The sequence below is a fragment of the Stackebrandtia soli genome (assembly GCF_965137155.1).
Classification (GTDB): Bacteria; Actinomycetota; Actinomycetes; order Mycobacteriales; family Micromonosporaceae; genus Stackebrandtia; species Stackebrandtia soli.
The window spans coordinates 188,707-203,901 of record NZ_CBCRZX010000005.1; the positions used below are offsets into that span (position 1 = coordinate 188,707).

The window sequence follows — 15,195 nt, forward strand, 5'->3', positions numbered from 1 at the left end:
GTTCTCTCTGTTCATCGACGTGGCTCCCCCGTCGTCTCCCGATCATGGACACTGTCACCACACGACCGTAAGCCACAGTAGACTGTCGATGTCCGGCCGTCGCCCATCGGCGAATCGCGTACGCCCATAGCCCCTCACCTCACCGTGATCCGCTGCGGCGAAACGGTTCGCGCACGCGACTTTTCCGCCAAGATCGACTTTTCTCATCTTTAGGTATTTACCAATCCAGATTCGTCTATCTATAGTTAGGTAAGTTTCCATACATTGGCAACCCGCTCGGGACCACGCCCCGCATGGAGACCACGCGGAGGACGCATCCAGCGTCCGCGCGCTCGCCTATGCGAAAGGAACGCATCATGTCCATCACGCGAATCAGAAGAATCGTGGTCGGGGCCGTGGCGGCGGCCCTTGCCACAGCCGCGGTCACCGTCGTCACCAGCAGCCCGGCATCGGCTCACGGATACACGACCAGCCCCGTGAGCCGGGCATACCACTGCAAGCAGGGCACCGCGACCAACTGTGGCCCGATCCAATGGGAGCCCCAGAGCGTCGAGGGCCCGAAGGGCTTCCCGTCGGCCGGACCCGCGGACGGCAAGCTGTGCTCGGCCGGGCTCGGCGCGTTCGACCAGCTGAACGACCCTCGCGGCGGCAGCTGGCCGAAGACGAACGTCTCCGCCGGTTCGTACACCTTCGACTGGACGCTGACCGCCGCTCACGCGACGACCGACTTCCGTTACTACATCACCAAATCCGGCTGGAACTCCAACCACGCCCTGACTCGCGGCGACCTCGACCTCACGCCGTTCCTGACCGTGCCGATGGGTGGAGTCCGCCCGCCGTACCAGGTCTCGCACACCGGCAACCTGCCCCAGCGGTCCGGCCACCACGTGATCCTCGCGGTGTGGACGATCTCCGACACCGGCAACGCGTTCTACCAATGCTCGGATGTCAACTTCTAGAGCAACCTCGACTCGGTGACCACTCACCGAACGCGGGCGTCGACACGCTGGCCGTCGACGCCCGTTTCCCTTGCCCCACCCGCGCCGCAGTGCGCCGACAACTACCCTCAAGACCACAATGGAATACGAATCTCACTCAGCGTGACTGCCATCGCTTTATCACTGCGTACCGGATATGGCCCGCCGTCATCGTGATGACATAATCAGTCATCAATTTCGTATTGGGGGGTCAACGATGGTGGCGCAACGCCTCCTGGGTGGGCGATACCGACTACAAAAACGGCTGGAAGACGGCGGGATGGGGTCCGTCTGGCACGGCTGGGACGAACGGCTCCGACGCAACGTCGCCGTGAAGATCCTGCATCCGAGCCTGGCGCACGACGAAGTGTGCCGACATCGCTTTCGCAGCGAGGCCCGCGCGATGGCGGCGATGCGGCACCGGGGGATCGCCGGCATCTTCGACTACGGCGAGGAGACCGACGCCGAGGGGCGATACGTCTCCTATCTGATCATGGAACTCGTCCGAGGCCGGCCGTTGTCCGACCTGCTGACGGAACGGGGCCGCCTCGACGCGACTACCGTCGTCGCGATCGTCGCCGACACCGCGGCGGCACTCAACGTCGCGCATCGCGCCGGCATCATCCACCGCGATGTCAAGCCGTCCAACATCCTCGTGGACGAGAAGACGAACACCCCGAAGATCATCGACTTCGGCATCGCCCGATCGGGCGCGGGAATGGGCCTGACCTCGACCGGAATGGTCATGGGCACCGCGTCCTACGTGTCCCCCGAACAGTTGCGCGGCGGCGATCCCTCCGCCTCCTCCGATGTGTACTCGCTGGGCGTCGTGGCGTACGAATGCCTCGCGGGCCGACGGCCGTTCCACGACGACAACACGTGGCGGGTCATCGAGGGACACCTCAACACTCCCCCGCCCCCGCTGCCCGAAGACGTACCAGCCGCCGTCGCCGAGACGGTCATGCGCGCCCTCGCGAAGACACCGCAGGACCGCTGGAGCGACGCCGCCGAACTCGCGACGGCCTGCCGGGAACTGCTCGATCCGCGCGCGGCCGCGGAGTCGGCACGGCGAGAACACGACCGCCCCAACCGTTCGGCCGCGCCGGGCGACCCCGGAGCGCCCGTCCCCCCACAGTCTCGACACGTCGGCCAACGTCGACGTCCATCCACATTGATTCCATTCAGGCGGGTGGCGATCGCCGGAGAGTGAATCGAGACGTCGGTCGGTATCGGTCCCCCGCCATCAGCGGCGAGTCGTGCGACGCTCCGGTCCCGTCGTCCGGCGCCCGCTGAGGCCGGTCAGCCGAGTCTCTCGCCCCGTCGGTCTTGGTGGCTTTGGCGACCGCTCGTGGATACGGCACGACCGACGTCGACCGCCATGGCGGTTCAGCACGTCGGGTGCCGTATCCACGAGCGCGCCGTGCACATTGGCCCAGGGGCGATACCGGACCGGAGCCACACTCACGGACGGCGTCAAACCGTGCCTGATCGCCCGAGCCGTCGAGAAATCGGGCTCTCGACCGGGCCCAGAACCCGGGATCCGTTCCCAGGAGCCACGCCTGCGCGTCGACGATCCGCACTCCGACGCGGCGATGGCCGCCTGGACCGGCTCCCCCGTCACCTTGTGGGTGCAGTACGCGGCGTCGACCGACGAGTGCGTCGGTTGACCGTTCACCATGGACACTGACAGGGGGATACCCGGTTTTCGGCACGGTGCCATAATCGTTCGACACCCCGCCGGGCGGAGCAATCCCGAGCCATCCACACGAAGGCATATCTACACATGCACAATCTGCTCAATCAGCGGTATCAACTGACGGATCCGGTGGGCAGCGGCGGGATGAGTGTCGTCTGGCGTGCGACCGACACGCGACTGGATCGCGTCGTCGCCGTCAAGATCCCCCACCCTGGACTATCCACCGATGAGGGATTCCGTCGACGGTTCGAGGCCGAGGCCCGTTCGGTGGCCGCGCTTCAGGCCCCCGGAGTCGTCAACGTCTTCGACTACGGACACGACCAGGCCACCGACGGCACCGTCATGTCGTACATCGTCATGGAATTCGTTCAGGGGGTCTCACTCCTGAAGCGGCTCGCCGACGGTGGACGGCTCGATCCCGGCGACGCCGTCCGGATCATTGCCGAGGCCGCCGACGCGCTCCACGAAGCCCACCAGGCGAGCATCATCCACCGCGATGTCAAGCCCGCCAACATCCTCATCAGGGACAAGGACGGCGCCGTCAAACTCGTCGACTTCGGCATCGCGCTCGCCCTCGACGACACGGCCAACACGGGAACGCTCCTCGGCACGACGTCCTATGTGTCACCCGAACAGCTCACCGGACGACCGGTGTCCCCGGCGTCCGACGTGTACTCGCTCGCGGTCGTCGCCTACGAGTGCCTGGCCGGGCGGCGCCCGTTCATCGGCGACGTGCCCGCCAACGTCGTCGCGGGTCACCTCTACCAACCACCGCCGCCGCTACCCGACGACGTGCCGAATGCACTCGCCACGGTCGTGACGCGAGCGCTCGGCAAGAGCCCGGCGTCCCGCTGGCCCGATGCGGCCTCGTTCGCGGAGGCCTTGCGCGGCACGGGACTCGGCAGAGCCGCGACGGCGCCGGTCGTGCGATCCGCCGTCGACCCGAATCCTGGCGTCGACACCGCCCCGGTTTCCGCACATGATGAACCCACGATGGTGACGGCTCGCCCGGGACGGGAGCGCCGACGGTTCACGATCGCCGTGGGGACGGCGGCGGTCGTCATCCTGGCGGGCTCGGTGTTGCTGTGGGCGCCCTGGTCGGCACCCGAAAGCGCCGCCTTGGTCCCGGGGGCCGTGTCCGAGTCGCCCTCGACGCAGCCGAGCCCGAGCGGGCAAAGCCTCAGCCCGAGTCCGTCCGAATCGAGTCCGAGCCCGACACCTGAGACACCGTCAGAGCCTCCCGAGCAACCCGCGCCGAAGGCGTCCCTGCCGTGGGTGATGGGCTTCAGCGAGGCGGACGCACGTGCGGAGCTTGAGAAGCAGGGTTTTACGAACGTCAGTGTGTCCTACTGGGACAATTCCGGGGACTACGCCTGTTCGGTCAACGAGCAGGCCCCGTGGCCATTCCAAGATCTGCCGACGGACACCCCCGTCTCGCTCCAGGTTCAGCTCACCGTCTCGGCCGACAGCTGCGACCCGCTGGGCGGCTGAGCCACTCGCCGTCCCGTGGTCGCCATGACCGACATCGACGTCACAGGTTCGTACTAGGTCCGGGCCCGGCTAGGAGCGCCTCATGGCCTCCGACCCACGACGGGCCGGAGGCCATGTCCGCGTTCGATCAGCGCTCGTGGACGACGACCGGATCGATGCAGCCGTACGGGTGAGTCTCGCTCGGGGTGAATTTCAGGCACAGCGGCAGGCCGGGGAGTTCCGGCTTCTCCATGGTGAGACTGTCGACCAGTCCGGCGGCACAACAGCGAACACGAACAGACACGGGCGACTCCAAAATCCACAAGGGGCAATACTCGACACCGAGCAATGCGGATGAAAAAGGACACTCGACCACGAAGCGTCGAGGGGCAGACCTGACCCCGTGCCGGGGACTCAAACGATTCAGGAATCTACATCCCCCACCGACCCACCGTCAACGGGGTTGGCCGACGCCACCACTAAGACGTCTGGACGCCACCACACCAGGCGAAACGGGACGTTCCGACCGACGATCGAACGCAGACGGTCATCCAGGGCATCACGGAGTCCTCGCATCTGGAGAGGGCGGTTCCGCACTTGTGGACCGTTGCGACCGTCATTATCTGAACGAAATCCGGTGGCGCCCACCGATATCAGCGGAGAGACTGCCGCAATGATCACCTTGCAAGCCGTCGTCGAGATCCACATTCACGACAACTTCGATCTCTGGCCGATCGCGGAGCTGAAGCCGTTCGATCTTCTTCGGCTCGATGGGACACTGGATCAGAAGCATGTGGGCATTGCCGTCATGTCAATCGCGGCGGCTAACGTCGCTCGCGAGGACGACGCCGAACGGACCGGTGATTCCCGCGCGGCCTTCGTCGACGGCCTACTGACAGAAGAGTTCCCCATCGCGTTCGGTGGTCTCCGCATCGTCGACACTGTTTCGAACACCGTCTTCAACCCCGGCTGCTGCCACGGACTCGAGGAGTGGCGGGATTGGTTTCGATCCTTCGACGGTGGACCGGTGTGGTTCGGGCACGATCCGTCCTCAATGGTTGAGCGAGACGGAAGGACGATGCGGCTCACCGTCGACGCCGAAGAAGAGAACAGCCGGGTCATCGAGCTTCCCGTTGATGAACTGCGTCGACTGCTCGCGCAGGCCGAGCGTGACCTCGGCGATTTCCTCATGCTGGCGCGATCCTGGGCGACCGGTCATCTGCCGGAACAGGTCTCCGATTTCACGATCGCGATGGCGAAGGCACTCAATGTCGCCACGCCCACGACGGATTGAGCCAGTCGATACCCCACACGCGACGTCACTTGTAGATTGTCTTGAATGCCTCTTCCGAGCCGAAAGCCTGTCTGACTTGGTCGGGGCGACATACGAAGCCGGGAGGCGCCGAACCAAGCCGGGAAGGGTGGGCACCTACCGGCACGAATCCCCCTTCAGACATCACATGCTGTCGCAAGACTGCGCCCAGAACCGGTCCGTATGGACCCTCGACGGCTCGTTGCGAGGGACGCTCAGTCGCTTCAGGAAGGCGAGACAGCCCACGCCTTCACCTCCGGAGGGTGCGGATCGGGTTCTTGGCTGGACCGGAAGTCGATCTGGAACGGCGCAACGCACCCCCACGAAAGCGGGTGGCGAGAATGGACAGCGGCAGGGAGACTTCAACGATGATCACCCTCCAAGCCGTAGTCAAGATTCGATCCTGTGAGGACTTCGACCTCTGGCCGATCGCGAAGCTGGCTACGTCCCATCTTCTTCCACTCAACGGGACCATGGATCAGGACCACCTGGGCGCCGCCATTACCTCGATCGCGGCGACCAATTGTCCGCGCGACGACGCGGAACAGGCCGACGACCCGCGTGCGGCGTTCCTCGACGGTCTGTTCACCACCGAGTGCCTCATCACGCCGGGCGGTCTACTTGTAGTCGACACGGTCTCGAACACCACCTTCGCCCCCAGTTGCTGCCATTGGCTGGACGAATGGAGGGATTGGTTGCTCGCCATCGACGAAGGACCGGTCTGGCTCGGACACGAGCCGTCCTCAAAGGTGGAACGGCACGGTGAAACGATGCGACTGACGGTCAACCTCGAACACGACGACCCTGTTATCGAGCTACCCGTTGACGAATTGCGTCGACTGCTCGCGCAGGCCGAGCGTGACCTCGGCGATTTCCTCATGCTGGCGCGATCCTGGGCGACCAGTCATCTGCCGGAACGCGTCTCCGATTTCACGATCGCGATGGCGAAGGCACTCAATGTCGCCCCACCGACGATGGCCTGAGATCACCGATAATCCACGAGCGGGCGACGACCCGATCGTGAGCATTTCGGCCGCTGTGGACATGTGACACGTATGGCTATGATCGCGCAATGCCAAAACCCCTACGCATCACCCTGCACATCGTGCAGATCATCTTCCTGCTCTTCGGTCTATTGTGCTTCGCGCTCATCGCGGCGGAGCTGTTCGCCTACGACGGGAATTACACCTGGGCACCCGACGACGAGTTCATGATGACGGTCTCGACCACCTCCGTTCTGTTGGCGATCGCGTTCTCACCGGGCCTGTGGTCGGTCGTCACGAACCGTCCCACGGCGCCGGAAATGACCCATCACATGGGACCTGCGCAAACGCCCCAGCCCCCATCCCACATGGCTCCGCCGCCCGGAATGCCGCAGGCGAGTGGGCCTCCGCAGAATCCCCACGGACAGTACCCGCACCAGCCACGTTAGACACCCACTGAACACAACGGGAGTAACGGGAGTGAGCTCGTCACCACAACGGCGAGCTCACCCCGGATCTGGCGGGGTTTCGGGAACACCCGCCGCGATCGAACATCTGCCGGTCACCGTCGGCTCCATGCGCTAACCGGATCTAGGATGAACCGGCATGCCCCGCGGGGCCGCGAACACGTCCCACGCATACTGAGCCGGCCAACAACACGGGGGACGGCACGTCATCGCGCCGGCCTCGGGACACATGCTCCCGCTGTCCGACCCCGAACTTCTCGCACAGGAGGTCATCCACATGGCACAAACCACCACCCGATGACCGCCTGTGCACCATATGGGACCTAACGACGGTGCGAGTGGACATCGATTCGCGAACGATCACCGTCTCGAATACGTTGCGCCGCCGCGCCTCTCGCCTTCCGAGTGCGGCCGTGTATCGACAGCGCCTGCCAGCTCCAGGCATCGTCCACATAATCGACGACACGTTGCATCGGACCACCTGGCGGCGGCCTCGACCGGTTCAGAGTGTGAGCCGACCCGACAGAGCGCGAAGAATCCGGATCTCGGAACTCCTCAACTCGCGCGACGCCCTTCCGGAAGCAGGGTGATCCACGGGAATGCTCGCTCACCGGCATGGTTTCGATCAGACGCGCCACGACCGATTCGGCAAGTGGAAAATGCTTCTGCTTCATCATGTCCATGGTCCGGGCCTCACGAAGGTAGTCCGACTCTCCCGTCTCCACTGGTCGGACTGAGAGGATGGTGGCGCCCTATTCACCTTCCGCCCGAACTCCGAATACAGAGGATGATCGGCATGGCGGAAGCCGTCACCTCATGACCGTCGATACGGCTTGTCGCCGATGGCTCGCATGATCTGAGCCAACCAGACGAAGGCGTACCGGATGGCCGGGTCTTCGTCGAGCCCTCGCCTCAGACGTCCCAGGATTCCGAGAGTTGACCAATCGTAGTGTCCTCAATGGATACATCCGACAGAACGTCGTACACATGGGGATTGTGGATCCACCAGAAGTAGTCCTCGGTGAAGGTGACGTCTTCTCCGTGCTCTTCGGCGAGTTCCGCGAGGAGTTTGTCGGTTATGCGTTTCAGTTCGGACACGGATATGGTCATGGACCAGGTCATTGAGACTCCTTGCAATCAGGCCGAGTTCGGGCCGTAGTGTCGGCGTCAGATCCCTTACGACATCGCATTAAGCCGTTCTCACAAGACGAAACGCAGTCACCACAGTGACGTGTCATCGTGATCCCATGCCGGGGAACCAATCAGCCGAAAGCTACTACCTGCGATCCACGACGGCAACTCTGATATCCCGTTCCCGTGAAGATCTGGCCGTGGCGTCCCTGGACTTGAACGCGACCATTCCAATATGCCACGCGGCACTGGGAGGGCGCCCTACATGGGTCGGCATTCGACGTTGTACTTCAGTGGGAACGCATGAGGCACACGGCTTGGCCCTCGAAAGCCGACACGGCTTCGACGTACGGCCGTTCACCTGGCCTGTCGAGCCAGAATGTCGTCGACGCCGTGTGCCGACCGGTGCCAAGAAACGGTGCGACACTGGCCATCCCGACCATTACGCCGCCCGTTGACCGACGTTCGAATGCCGCCAGTATCGCGGAAAGGTACGCGACCGACCGAACTGCTAGCGCCTCGGGAAGGTCCGAGTTCGGCAGATCGGCGTCGGGAACGAGCCAGCCGTTGACATTCGCCTCCCAACCGATGACATCGCGGGCATCGAATGGCATGTGTCGGGTGCGACGCCTCATGGCGCGTAGCAGCCATCCGGTTCCGATTGGCATCCATCCTTTCCGGACGATCGATAGTTGCCGCCTCGTCAGAGAATCTGCACCCCGATTGAACAGAAAGGTCGGCGCGATCCGCGAGAACGCGACGTTACATTCCATGCTGGACTCCGGGAAGACGTTCGCGGGCGAAGACCGATCGGAGGTCAGAGCGCCGAGATCGCCTTCAGGATTCGTTTGTCGCTCACGGAGTAGCGGGTGCCGAGGTCCTGGGCGAAGTAGCTGACGCGAAGTTCCTCGCACATCCAACGGATCTCCTGACCGTGCGGGGACGCCGCCGCGTGCGGACGGCTCGCCGCCAGCTCATGGAAGGCCGTCTCGACGGCTTGAACCTTGTGCATCTTCACGGTGTCCGCGTCCGGCGCGCCCGCGAGCTTGTCGACGCGACGTTCGATCGCGGTCAGGTAGCGCGGGAGTTCGGGCAGCCGCCAGCAGCCCGTCGCCGACACGAAACCGTTGAACACCAGTGCCGCCAGCTGACGCTTCATATCGGACAGTGCGGGCAGGTACGCGAACGGGTGCTTGCCGTTGAGGCGCTTGTCGACGCGGCGGGTGATCGTCAGGATCTCCGCGACCTGTTTGGCGGTGTCGATCGCGCCCGGAATGAGGCCGGGCCGGACCTTCGCCGACAACGCCTCGAACTCAGCCTGCGTCCATACCGGACCGCCTGCCTCGATGAGGAGTTTGTCGGCGACGGTGCGGATGCAGTCGTCCAGCAGTTCCCCGACCGACGAGTAGGGGCTCGCCGAGAGCGCCAGTTTCGTCTGGCTCGGCAGAGCGCCGAGGAGAGGACGCGTGACGTTCGGAGCCGTCAACAGCAGCAAACGCCTGGTGCCATGCCACATCGCGGTCTGTTGCGCGGTCTCGTCGTCATACAGGCGGATCGAGACGCTGTCGCGGTCATCGGTCAGGGCCGGGTACATCTTCAGGACGTAGCCGGTGCGTTCCTGTTCGCGGACGCGCGGCAGCTCCCCGAAGGTCCACGCCTTCAGGCCGGTCCGTTCGAGATCGGGGGCCGATTCGGCGAGGACCTTGCGCGCCTTCGGCTTCAGCTGACGTTGCAGGGCTGCGAGATCCTTGCCCGCCGCGAGGACCTTGCCCTGCTCGTCGTGGGCCTCGAAGGTCATCCACAGGTGACCGGGAACGCGGGTGAAGTCCCAAGCGTCACGAGGAATCGTGACGTTCCGCATCGCGCCGAGCCGCGCGGCGAGCGCTTCCAGGAACGAACCGTGCGGTTCGAGGCCGTGGAGGGCGGCGCGGGCGTGGTCGGGGGCGGGCGCGAAGGAGCGGCGCAAGGTCTTGGGCAGGGATTTGATGAGCGCGGTCGTGAGTTCCTCGCGCAGTCCCGGTACCTGCCAGGCGAAGGCGTCGGGGTCCAGCCCTCCGAGGACCGGCAGTGGAATGTGGATGGTGACTCCGTCGGCGGCGGATCCCGGCTCGAACTGGTAGGTCAGTGGCAGTTCGACGCCCGAGGCCTCCCAGGTGTCGGGGAAGTCGGCTTCGCTGACGTCGTCCGCGCCTTCGTTGATGAGCATCGATTTCTCGAAGTTCAACAGGTCGGGTTCGGCGTGCCGGGTCTTCTTCCACCAGGAGTCGAAGTGCCGTCCCGAGACGATGGAGTCGGGCAGACGCTTGTCGTAAAAGTCGTAGAGGGTCTGCTCGTCGACGAGGATGTCGCGGCGACGGGCGCGATGTTCGAGGTCTTCGACCTCGGCGAGGAGCGCCCGGTTGGTGTGGAAGAAGTCGTGGTGGGTGTCCCAGTCGCCTTCGACGAGGGCGTTGCGGATGAACAGGTCTCGGCTGGTGACGGAGTCGATCCGTCCGAAGTTGACCTTGCGTCCGGGAACGATGGGAATGCCGTAGAGCGTGACCTTCTCGATCGCGATGACGGCCTGGGCCTTCTTCTCCCAGTGTGGTTCCGAATAGGAGCGTTTGACGAGGTGCTTGGCGAGCGGCTCGATCCACTCTGGTTCGATCTTGGCGTTGACGCGGGCCCACAGCTTCGACGTCTCGACGAGTTCGGCGGACATGATCCAGCGGGGTTGCTTCTTGAACAGGCCCGAGCCCGGGAAGATGGAGAAGCGCGCCCCGCGCGCGCCGAGGTAGTCGCGCTTCTCCGGGTCCTTGAGTCCGATGTGGGACAGGAGGCCCGCGAGGAGCGCGGTGTGGATGCGATCGGCGTCGATGTCACCGGTGGTCGCTTCGGCGCTGAGACCGAGGCTCTTGGCGATGGTGCGCAGTTGGGAGTAGATGTCCTGCCATTCGCGAATCCGCATGTAATGCAGGTACTCGGCCTTGCACATGCGACGGAAGGCGGAGCTGGATCGGGCCTTCTGCTCGGTCTTGACGTGATTCCACAGGTTGACGTAGGCGAGGAAGTCGGACGTCGGGTCCGCGAAGCGGGCGTGTTTGGTGTCGGCGGCCTGCTGCGCTTCGGCGGGACGTTCTCGTGGGTCCTGGATGGACAAGGCCGAGGTGATGACCATGACCTCGTGCAGGCAACCGTCCTGATGGGCCTGCATCACCATCCGACCGAGGCGCGGGTCGACGGGAAGCTGGGCGAGCTTCCGGCCGATCGGGGTGAGGCGTTCCCGTTCGTCGGCGTGTTCGTCGATGGCGCCGAGTTCGGAGAGGAGGCTTATGCCGTCCCGGATCTGGCGCCGGTCGGGCGGATCGATGAACGGAAAGCTCTCGATGTCACCGAGCCCCGCGGCGGTCATCTGCAGGATGACGGAGGCGAGGTTGGTGCGCAGGATCTCCGCGTCGGTGAACTCGGGGCGCGCGTTGTAGTCCTCTTCGGAGTACAGCCGGATGCAGATGCCGTCGCTGGTGCGTCCACATCGGCCCTTGCGCTGATTCGCGGAAGCCTGGGAGATCGGTTCGATCGGTAGCCGCTGCACCTTCGTTCGGTTGCTGTAACGGGATATCCGCGCGAACCCGGGGTCGACAACGTACTTGATTCCGGGGACGGTCAGGGACGTCTCGGCGACGTTCGTCGCCAGCACGATGCGGCGCCCGGAGTGTCGTTGGAACACGCGGTGCTGTTCGGCCGACGACAGGCGCGCATACAACGGCAGGATCTCGGTGTGCCGGAAGTCCGCCTTCCGCAGAGCGTCGGCGGTGTCGCGGATCTCGCGTTCGCCCGACAGGAAGACGAGGACGTCGCCGGAGCCCTCCGCGATGAGTTCCGCGCACGCCTCACGGATCGCCTCGATGGGGTCGCGGACGTCGTCGGACTCCGGGTCGCTGTCGTCGACGAGCGGCCGGTAGCGGACTTCGACGGGGTAGGTGCGACCGGAGACCTCGACGATGGGCGCGTCCGCGAAGTGGTTGGAGAACCGCTCGGGGTCGATCGTCGCCGATGTGATGATGACCTTGAGGTCGGGGCGTTTGGGCAGCAGCTGCTTCAGGTAACCGAGCAGGAAGTCGATGTTGAGGCTGCGCTCGTGTGCCTCGTCGATGATGATCGTGTCGTAGGCGCGCAGCATCCGGTCACTATGGATCTCGGCGAGCAGGATGCCGTCGGTCATGACCTTGCAGTACGTCGCCTCGCTCACCTTGTCGGTGAAGCGGACCTTCCATCCGACGGCCTCCCCGAGCGGTGAGTCGAGCTCTTCGGCGATGCGCTCGGCCACGGTTCGTGCGGCGATCCGGCGCGGCTGCGTGTGGCCGATGAGGCCTTGAACACCGCGTCCGAGTTCGAGACAGATCTTCGGCAACTGGGTCGTCTTGCCCGAACCGGTCTCGCCGGCGACGATGACGACCTGGTTGTCGCGAATCGCGGCGGCGAGGTCGTCGCGGCGCTGGCTTACGGGAAGGTCCTCGGGATATGTGACGGCCGGGACCCCGGAGCGCCGACGCTCGACCTTCTCCTCTGCCCGGGCGATGTCGGCCGCGATGGCGTCCCAGTCCGCGCCGTCCTCGCGTCGCGCCTTGTCGATACGACGCAGGAGGCGACCCTGTTCACGCAACATGAGACCGCGCACGCGTGTGCGCAGCCGAGACGGGTTCACGGATTGGCGATTCATACCGGGAAGTGAGAATACGCGGCCGGGCTCGCGCACGCGAGCCGATATTCCCGGCATCACTCCGGACGACGCCGCCCGCACGCCGCGATGACTTTCCATAGTGTCCATACGGTGTCGACGAGTACAACGATGAACCAGACACGCGCCGTCGCTACCGCTATCGGCGCGACGTCCCCGTCGTCGAACGCGGACCGCAGAAGCGCCAGCGGATCCGAGCCGGACCCGACGCCGAGGATCGTCGGCGTCGAACCGGGCGCGACTACGCCGACGACCACGCCGAACGCGAGCCCGAACAACGCGATGTGCATCGCGAGGTCGATCAACATCCGCCCAGGTGACTTCGACGGCGGGACCGGTGCGGTCGGACCCGCCGGGTCAACCGTGCTGGAAGGCCCAAGGCCGTTCCCGTGGGATCGAGGTCTGCCCAAGGCCGCTCCCGTCGGCTTCGCGGGCGTCGTCGCGTTCCCGTTCCGTCCCGTTCCGGCTGCCGGCGAGGCGACGTCCACCGACTCGTCCGCGCGGGACGCCCGCGTCGTGGGCGCGAGCCGTGCCTCGCCGGCACCGGTGTCGGTCGCCGGAGCGGGATGGTCGACGACGCCGAGCGCGCGAACCGCGGCGGGAACGATCACCGCGCCCGCCAGGATGACGACCGCCGCCGCGAGACACGCCCACCACCAGGACGCGGCGTCGAACAGCGCGCCCGCGCCGAGGGTTCCGAGCAACGCGCCGACGAGACAGGCCGACTCGTACAGGCCGAGCCCGCGCCCGAGCTGCGCCGGACCGACCGCCTCGGCGACGACGGCCTGCTGCACGGGAATGACGACCGCCCAAGCGACACCCGCGAGTATCCACAGTGCTGCGATGATGATCGGGTTCGGCGCGAAGGCGAGGCTCCCCGCAAAAACGGCGCTCGCGACCGAGGACGCCGCGAGCATCCGGCGTCGCCCGAATCGGACGACGAGGCCGTGCAGGCGAGTCGGGAGGACGCTCATCGCGATCGCTCCGGGTAGGAACACGTAGGCGATCTGGACCGGTTCCAGCTCGAAGCCGCGTTGCAGGTGCAGCAACAACAACAGACCGATCGCGGCCTCCGCAGCCATCGTGCACACGACCGCCCACAGCATCGGAGACAGCCTGCGGCGCAACAGTCGCATGCCACCCGCGCCCGGGACGTCGACGGGAGGCGCGGAGCGCGGAACGATCGCGAGCATGATCGCCGCCGCGAGGCAGCAGGCCGCGAGCGCGGCGAAGACGCCGCGATAGTCGATCACTCCGATGAGGACCATGGCGGGGATGAAGACGAGCCACCCACCGGCCGACTCGGCCGCGGAGAGCCCGGCGAGTGCTGCGGAGTCGTCGGTGAGCCGTTCGGCGGCCATCGCGCGAAGCGCCACCCACAGGGCGGCCCCGCCCAGGCCGGACAACGCGGCGGCCGCGAGCGCGAGCGGCATCGAACCGGCGACGGCGTAGCCGACGCAGGCGATGCCATAGGTGAGCGCGCCGACGGAAGCGATCAGGCCGCGTTCCCTGTGGTCGGCGAGAATCCCGGCGAGCGGTCGCGCGACGAGGGAAAAGGCCATCTCGACGGCGAGGAGCAGGCCGATTTGGGTGGGCGTGGCGCCGAACCCGAGACCGGCGAACAGTGGCAGCAGGAAGTCGACGACCTCGGCGGTGCCCGCCGTCAAGGTCGCCGCCGACAGGACGGCGGTGTGGCGACGGGTGGCATGGCCGCGAGGAGAGGTCATGACACGACTGTACTAGTACGGTCGTGCGGTATCCTCATCGCATGCCGCGACATGTCGACGCCGACGAACGCCGCCAGCACGTTGCCCGGGCCGTGTGGCGAGTCGTCCTGCGCGACGGCTTCGGCGCGGCGTCGGTCAGGGCCGTCGCCACTGAGGCCGGACTGTCCGCCGGGTCGCTCCGGCACTATTTCGGCACCCAGGAAGAGCTGCGCGAATACGCGCTCGCACTCGCCGACGCCCGGATGACCGCACGAATGACGCGCGTCGACCGGACCGGAACGGTGCGCGAGGTCGTCGAGCGTCTCTTGTGGGCGTCGTTGCCGATGGACGAGGAATCGATCGAGCTATATCGAATCTGGTACTCGTTCCTCGTCGAGTCCCGCGGCCGACTGCGTGAGCTCGTCACCGACGCGAGCCGGGAGGCACTCGACCTCACCCGGGAGGCACTCGACGCCCTGCGAGAGGGCGGCGAGATCGCGGCGAGCGTCGACGTCGACACCGCCACAACGGAACTGAACGCACTCCTTGAGGGCCTCTCCCTGCAGGCGGTCGTGTTCGGCGATCACGTGACCCCCGACCTGATCCGCGCCACCGTGCGCGCCTGGCTCGACCGGCTCCGGCCACCCGGTTAGACCCCCCCCCGCTTGGTTGGTTAAACGTCTCGCTTGGTTGGGCAAATGTTCAAAACAGGCGTGTTTTCGCAATTTGCCCAACC

12 protein-coding genes are annotated in these 15,195 nt (G+C 65.6%); 7 read left to right on the forward strand and 5 right to left on the reverse strand.

Annotated elements, in window-relative coordinates:
- Window positions 1-356 precede the first annotated feature (356 nt).
- From ACM9NP_RS05455 to ACM9NP_RS05465, 3 genes are all read left to right on the forward strand, one after another.
- Window positions 357-959: a lytic polysaccharide monooxygenase gene (locus ACM9NP_RS05455; protein ID WP_415645475.1), complete on the forward strand. Its 603-nt coding sequence runs from the start codon at window positions 357-359 to the stop codon at window positions 957-959.
- Window positions 960-1,194: 235 nt separating this feature from the next.
- Complete coding sequence (locus ACM9NP_RS05460; protein WP_415645476.1) at window positions 1,195-2,187, forward strand: serine/threonine-protein kinase; 993 nt, start codon at window positions 1,195-1,197, stop codon at window positions 2,185-2,187.
- A gap of 573 nt (window positions 2,188-2,760) precedes the next feature.
- Window positions 2,761-4,164 carry a serine/threonine-protein kinase gene (locus ACM9NP_RS05465; RefSeq protein WP_415645477.1) on the forward strand — a complete coding sequence of 468 codons (1,404 nt, stop codon included), beginning with the start codon at window positions 2,761-2,763 and terminating at the stop codon, window positions 4,162-4,164.
- A 127-nt stretch (window positions 4,165-4,291) separates the two neighbouring features.
- On the opposite strand, the gene ACM9NP_RS05470 is transcribed toward ACM9NP_RS05465, so the two are convergent.
- A complete protein-coding gene (locus ACM9NP_RS05470) occupies window positions 4,292-4,447 on the reverse strand; it encodes a hypothetical protein (RefSeq protein ID WP_415645478.1) in 156 nt (51 codons plus the stop codon).
- Window positions 4,448-4,816: 369 nt separating this feature from the next.
- Between ACM9NP_RS05470 and ACM9NP_RS05475 the strand changes: the two genes are divergently transcribed.
- The 3 genes from ACM9NP_RS05475 (at window position 4,817) to ACM9NP_RS05485 (ending at window position 6,887) form a co-directional block, all read left to right on the forward strand.
- Window positions 4,817-5,437: a hypothetical protein gene (locus ACM9NP_RS05475; RefSeq protein ID WP_415645479.1), complete on the forward strand. Its 621-nt coding sequence runs from the start codon at window positions 4,817-4,819 to the stop codon at window positions 5,435-5,437.
- Window positions 5,438-5,823: 386 nt separating this feature from the next.
- On the forward strand, window positions 5,824-6,438 hold the full coding sequence (locus ACM9NP_RS05480; RefSeq protein WP_415645480.1) for a hypothetical protein: 615 nt from the start codon (window positions 5,824-5,826) through the stop codon (window positions 6,436-6,438).
- A gap of 89 nt (window positions 6,439-6,527) precedes the next feature.
- The gene (locus ACM9NP_RS05485; RefSeq protein WP_415645481.1) at window positions 6,528-6,887 is read left to right on the forward strand and encodes an MARVEL/CASP family protein; all 360 of its coding nucleotides are present in this window, start codon (window positions 6,528-6,530) and stop codon (window positions 6,885-6,887) included.
- 930 nt (window positions 6,888-7,817) lie between these two features.
- On the opposite strand, the gene ACM9NP_RS05490 is transcribed toward ACM9NP_RS05485, so the two are convergent.
- From ACM9NP_RS05490 to ACM9NP_RS05505, 4 genes are all read right to left on the reverse strand, one after another.
- Window positions 7,818-8,027 carry a hypothetical protein gene (locus tag ACM9NP_RS05490; protein ID WP_415645482.1) on the reverse strand — a complete coding sequence of 70 codons (210 nt, stop codon included), beginning with the start codon at window positions 8,025-8,027 and terminating at the stop codon, window positions 7,818-7,820.
- A 299-nt stretch (window positions 8,028-8,326) separates the two neighbouring features.
- Complete coding sequence (locus ACM9NP_RS05495; RefSeq protein ID WP_415645483.1) at window positions 8,327-8,650, reverse strand: hypothetical protein; 324 nt, start codon at window positions 8,648-8,650, stop codon at window positions 8,327-8,329.
- 203 nt (window positions 8,651-8,853) lie between these two features.
- Window positions 8,854-12,735: an ATP-dependent RNA helicase HrpA gene (gene hrpA / locus ACM9NP_RS05500; protein ID WP_415645484.1), complete on the reverse strand. Its 3,882-nt coding sequence runs from the start codon at window positions 12,733-12,735 to the stop codon at window positions 8,854-8,856.
- 56 nt (window positions 12,736-12,791) lie between these two features.
- Window positions 12,792-14,480 carry an MFS transporter gene (locus tag ACM9NP_RS05505; protein ID WP_415645485.1) on the reverse strand — a complete coding sequence of 563 codons (1,689 nt, stop codon included), beginning with the start codon at window positions 14,478-14,480 and terminating at the stop codon, window positions 12,792-12,794.
- Between the two features lie 41 nt (window positions 14,481-14,521).
- Between ACM9NP_RS05505 and ACM9NP_RS05510 the strand changes: the two genes are divergently transcribed.
- Window positions 14,522-15,112, forward strand: a complete 591-nt coding sequence (locus tag ACM9NP_RS05510) for a TetR/AcrR family transcriptional regulator (RefSeq protein WP_415645486.1) — start codon at window positions 14,522-14,524, stop codon at window positions 15,110-15,112.
- The last annotated feature ends 83 nt before the right edge of the window (window positions 15,113-15,195 follow it).

Bases quoted from the DNA above. Each gene is read 5' to 3' on its own strand.
- ACM9NP_RS05505 (WP_415645485.1), bottom strand. From the start codon at position 14,480: ATGACCTCTCCTCGCGGCCATGCCACCCGTCGCCACACCGCCGTCCTG.
- ACM9NP_RS05455 (WP_415645475.1), top strand. From the start codon at position 357: ATGTCCATCACGCGAATCAGAAGAATCGTGGTCGGGGCCGTGGCGGCG.
- ACM9NP_RS05475 (WP_415645479.1), top strand. From the start codon at position 4,817: ATGATCACCTTGCAAGCCGTCGTCGAGATCCACATTCACGACAACTTC.
- ACM9NP_RS05490 (WP_415645482.1), bottom strand. From the start codon at position 8,027: ATGACCTGGTCCATGACCATATCCGTGTCCGAACTGAAACGCATAACC.
- hrpA (WP_415645484.1), bottom strand. From the start codon at position 12,735: ATGAATCGCCAATCCGTGAACCCGTCTCGGCTGCGCACACGCGTGCGC.
- ACM9NP_RS05495 (WP_415645483.1), bottom strand. From the start codon at position 8,650: ATGCCATTCGATGCCCGCGATGTCATCGGTTGGGAGGCGAATGTCAAC.
- ACM9NP_RS05480 (WP_415645480.1), top strand. From the start codon at position 5,824: ATGATCACCCTCCAAGCCGTAGTCAAGATTCGATCCTGTGAGGACTTC.
- ACM9NP_RS05465 (WP_415645477.1), top strand. From the start codon at position 2,761: ATGCACAATCTGCTCAATCAGCGGTATCAACTGACGGATCCGGTGGGC.
- ACM9NP_RS05460 (WP_415645476.1), top strand. From the start codon at position 1,195: ATGGTGGCGCAACGCCTCCTGGGTGGGCGATACCGACTACAAAAACGG.
- ACM9NP_RS05510 (WP_415645486.1), top strand. From the start codon at position 14,522: ATGCCGCGACATGTCGACGCCGACGAACGCCGCCAGCACGTTGCCCGG.
- ACM9NP_RS05485 (WP_415645481.1), top strand. From the start codon at position 6,528: ATGCCAAAACCCCTACGCATCACCCTGCACATCGTGCAGATCATCTTC.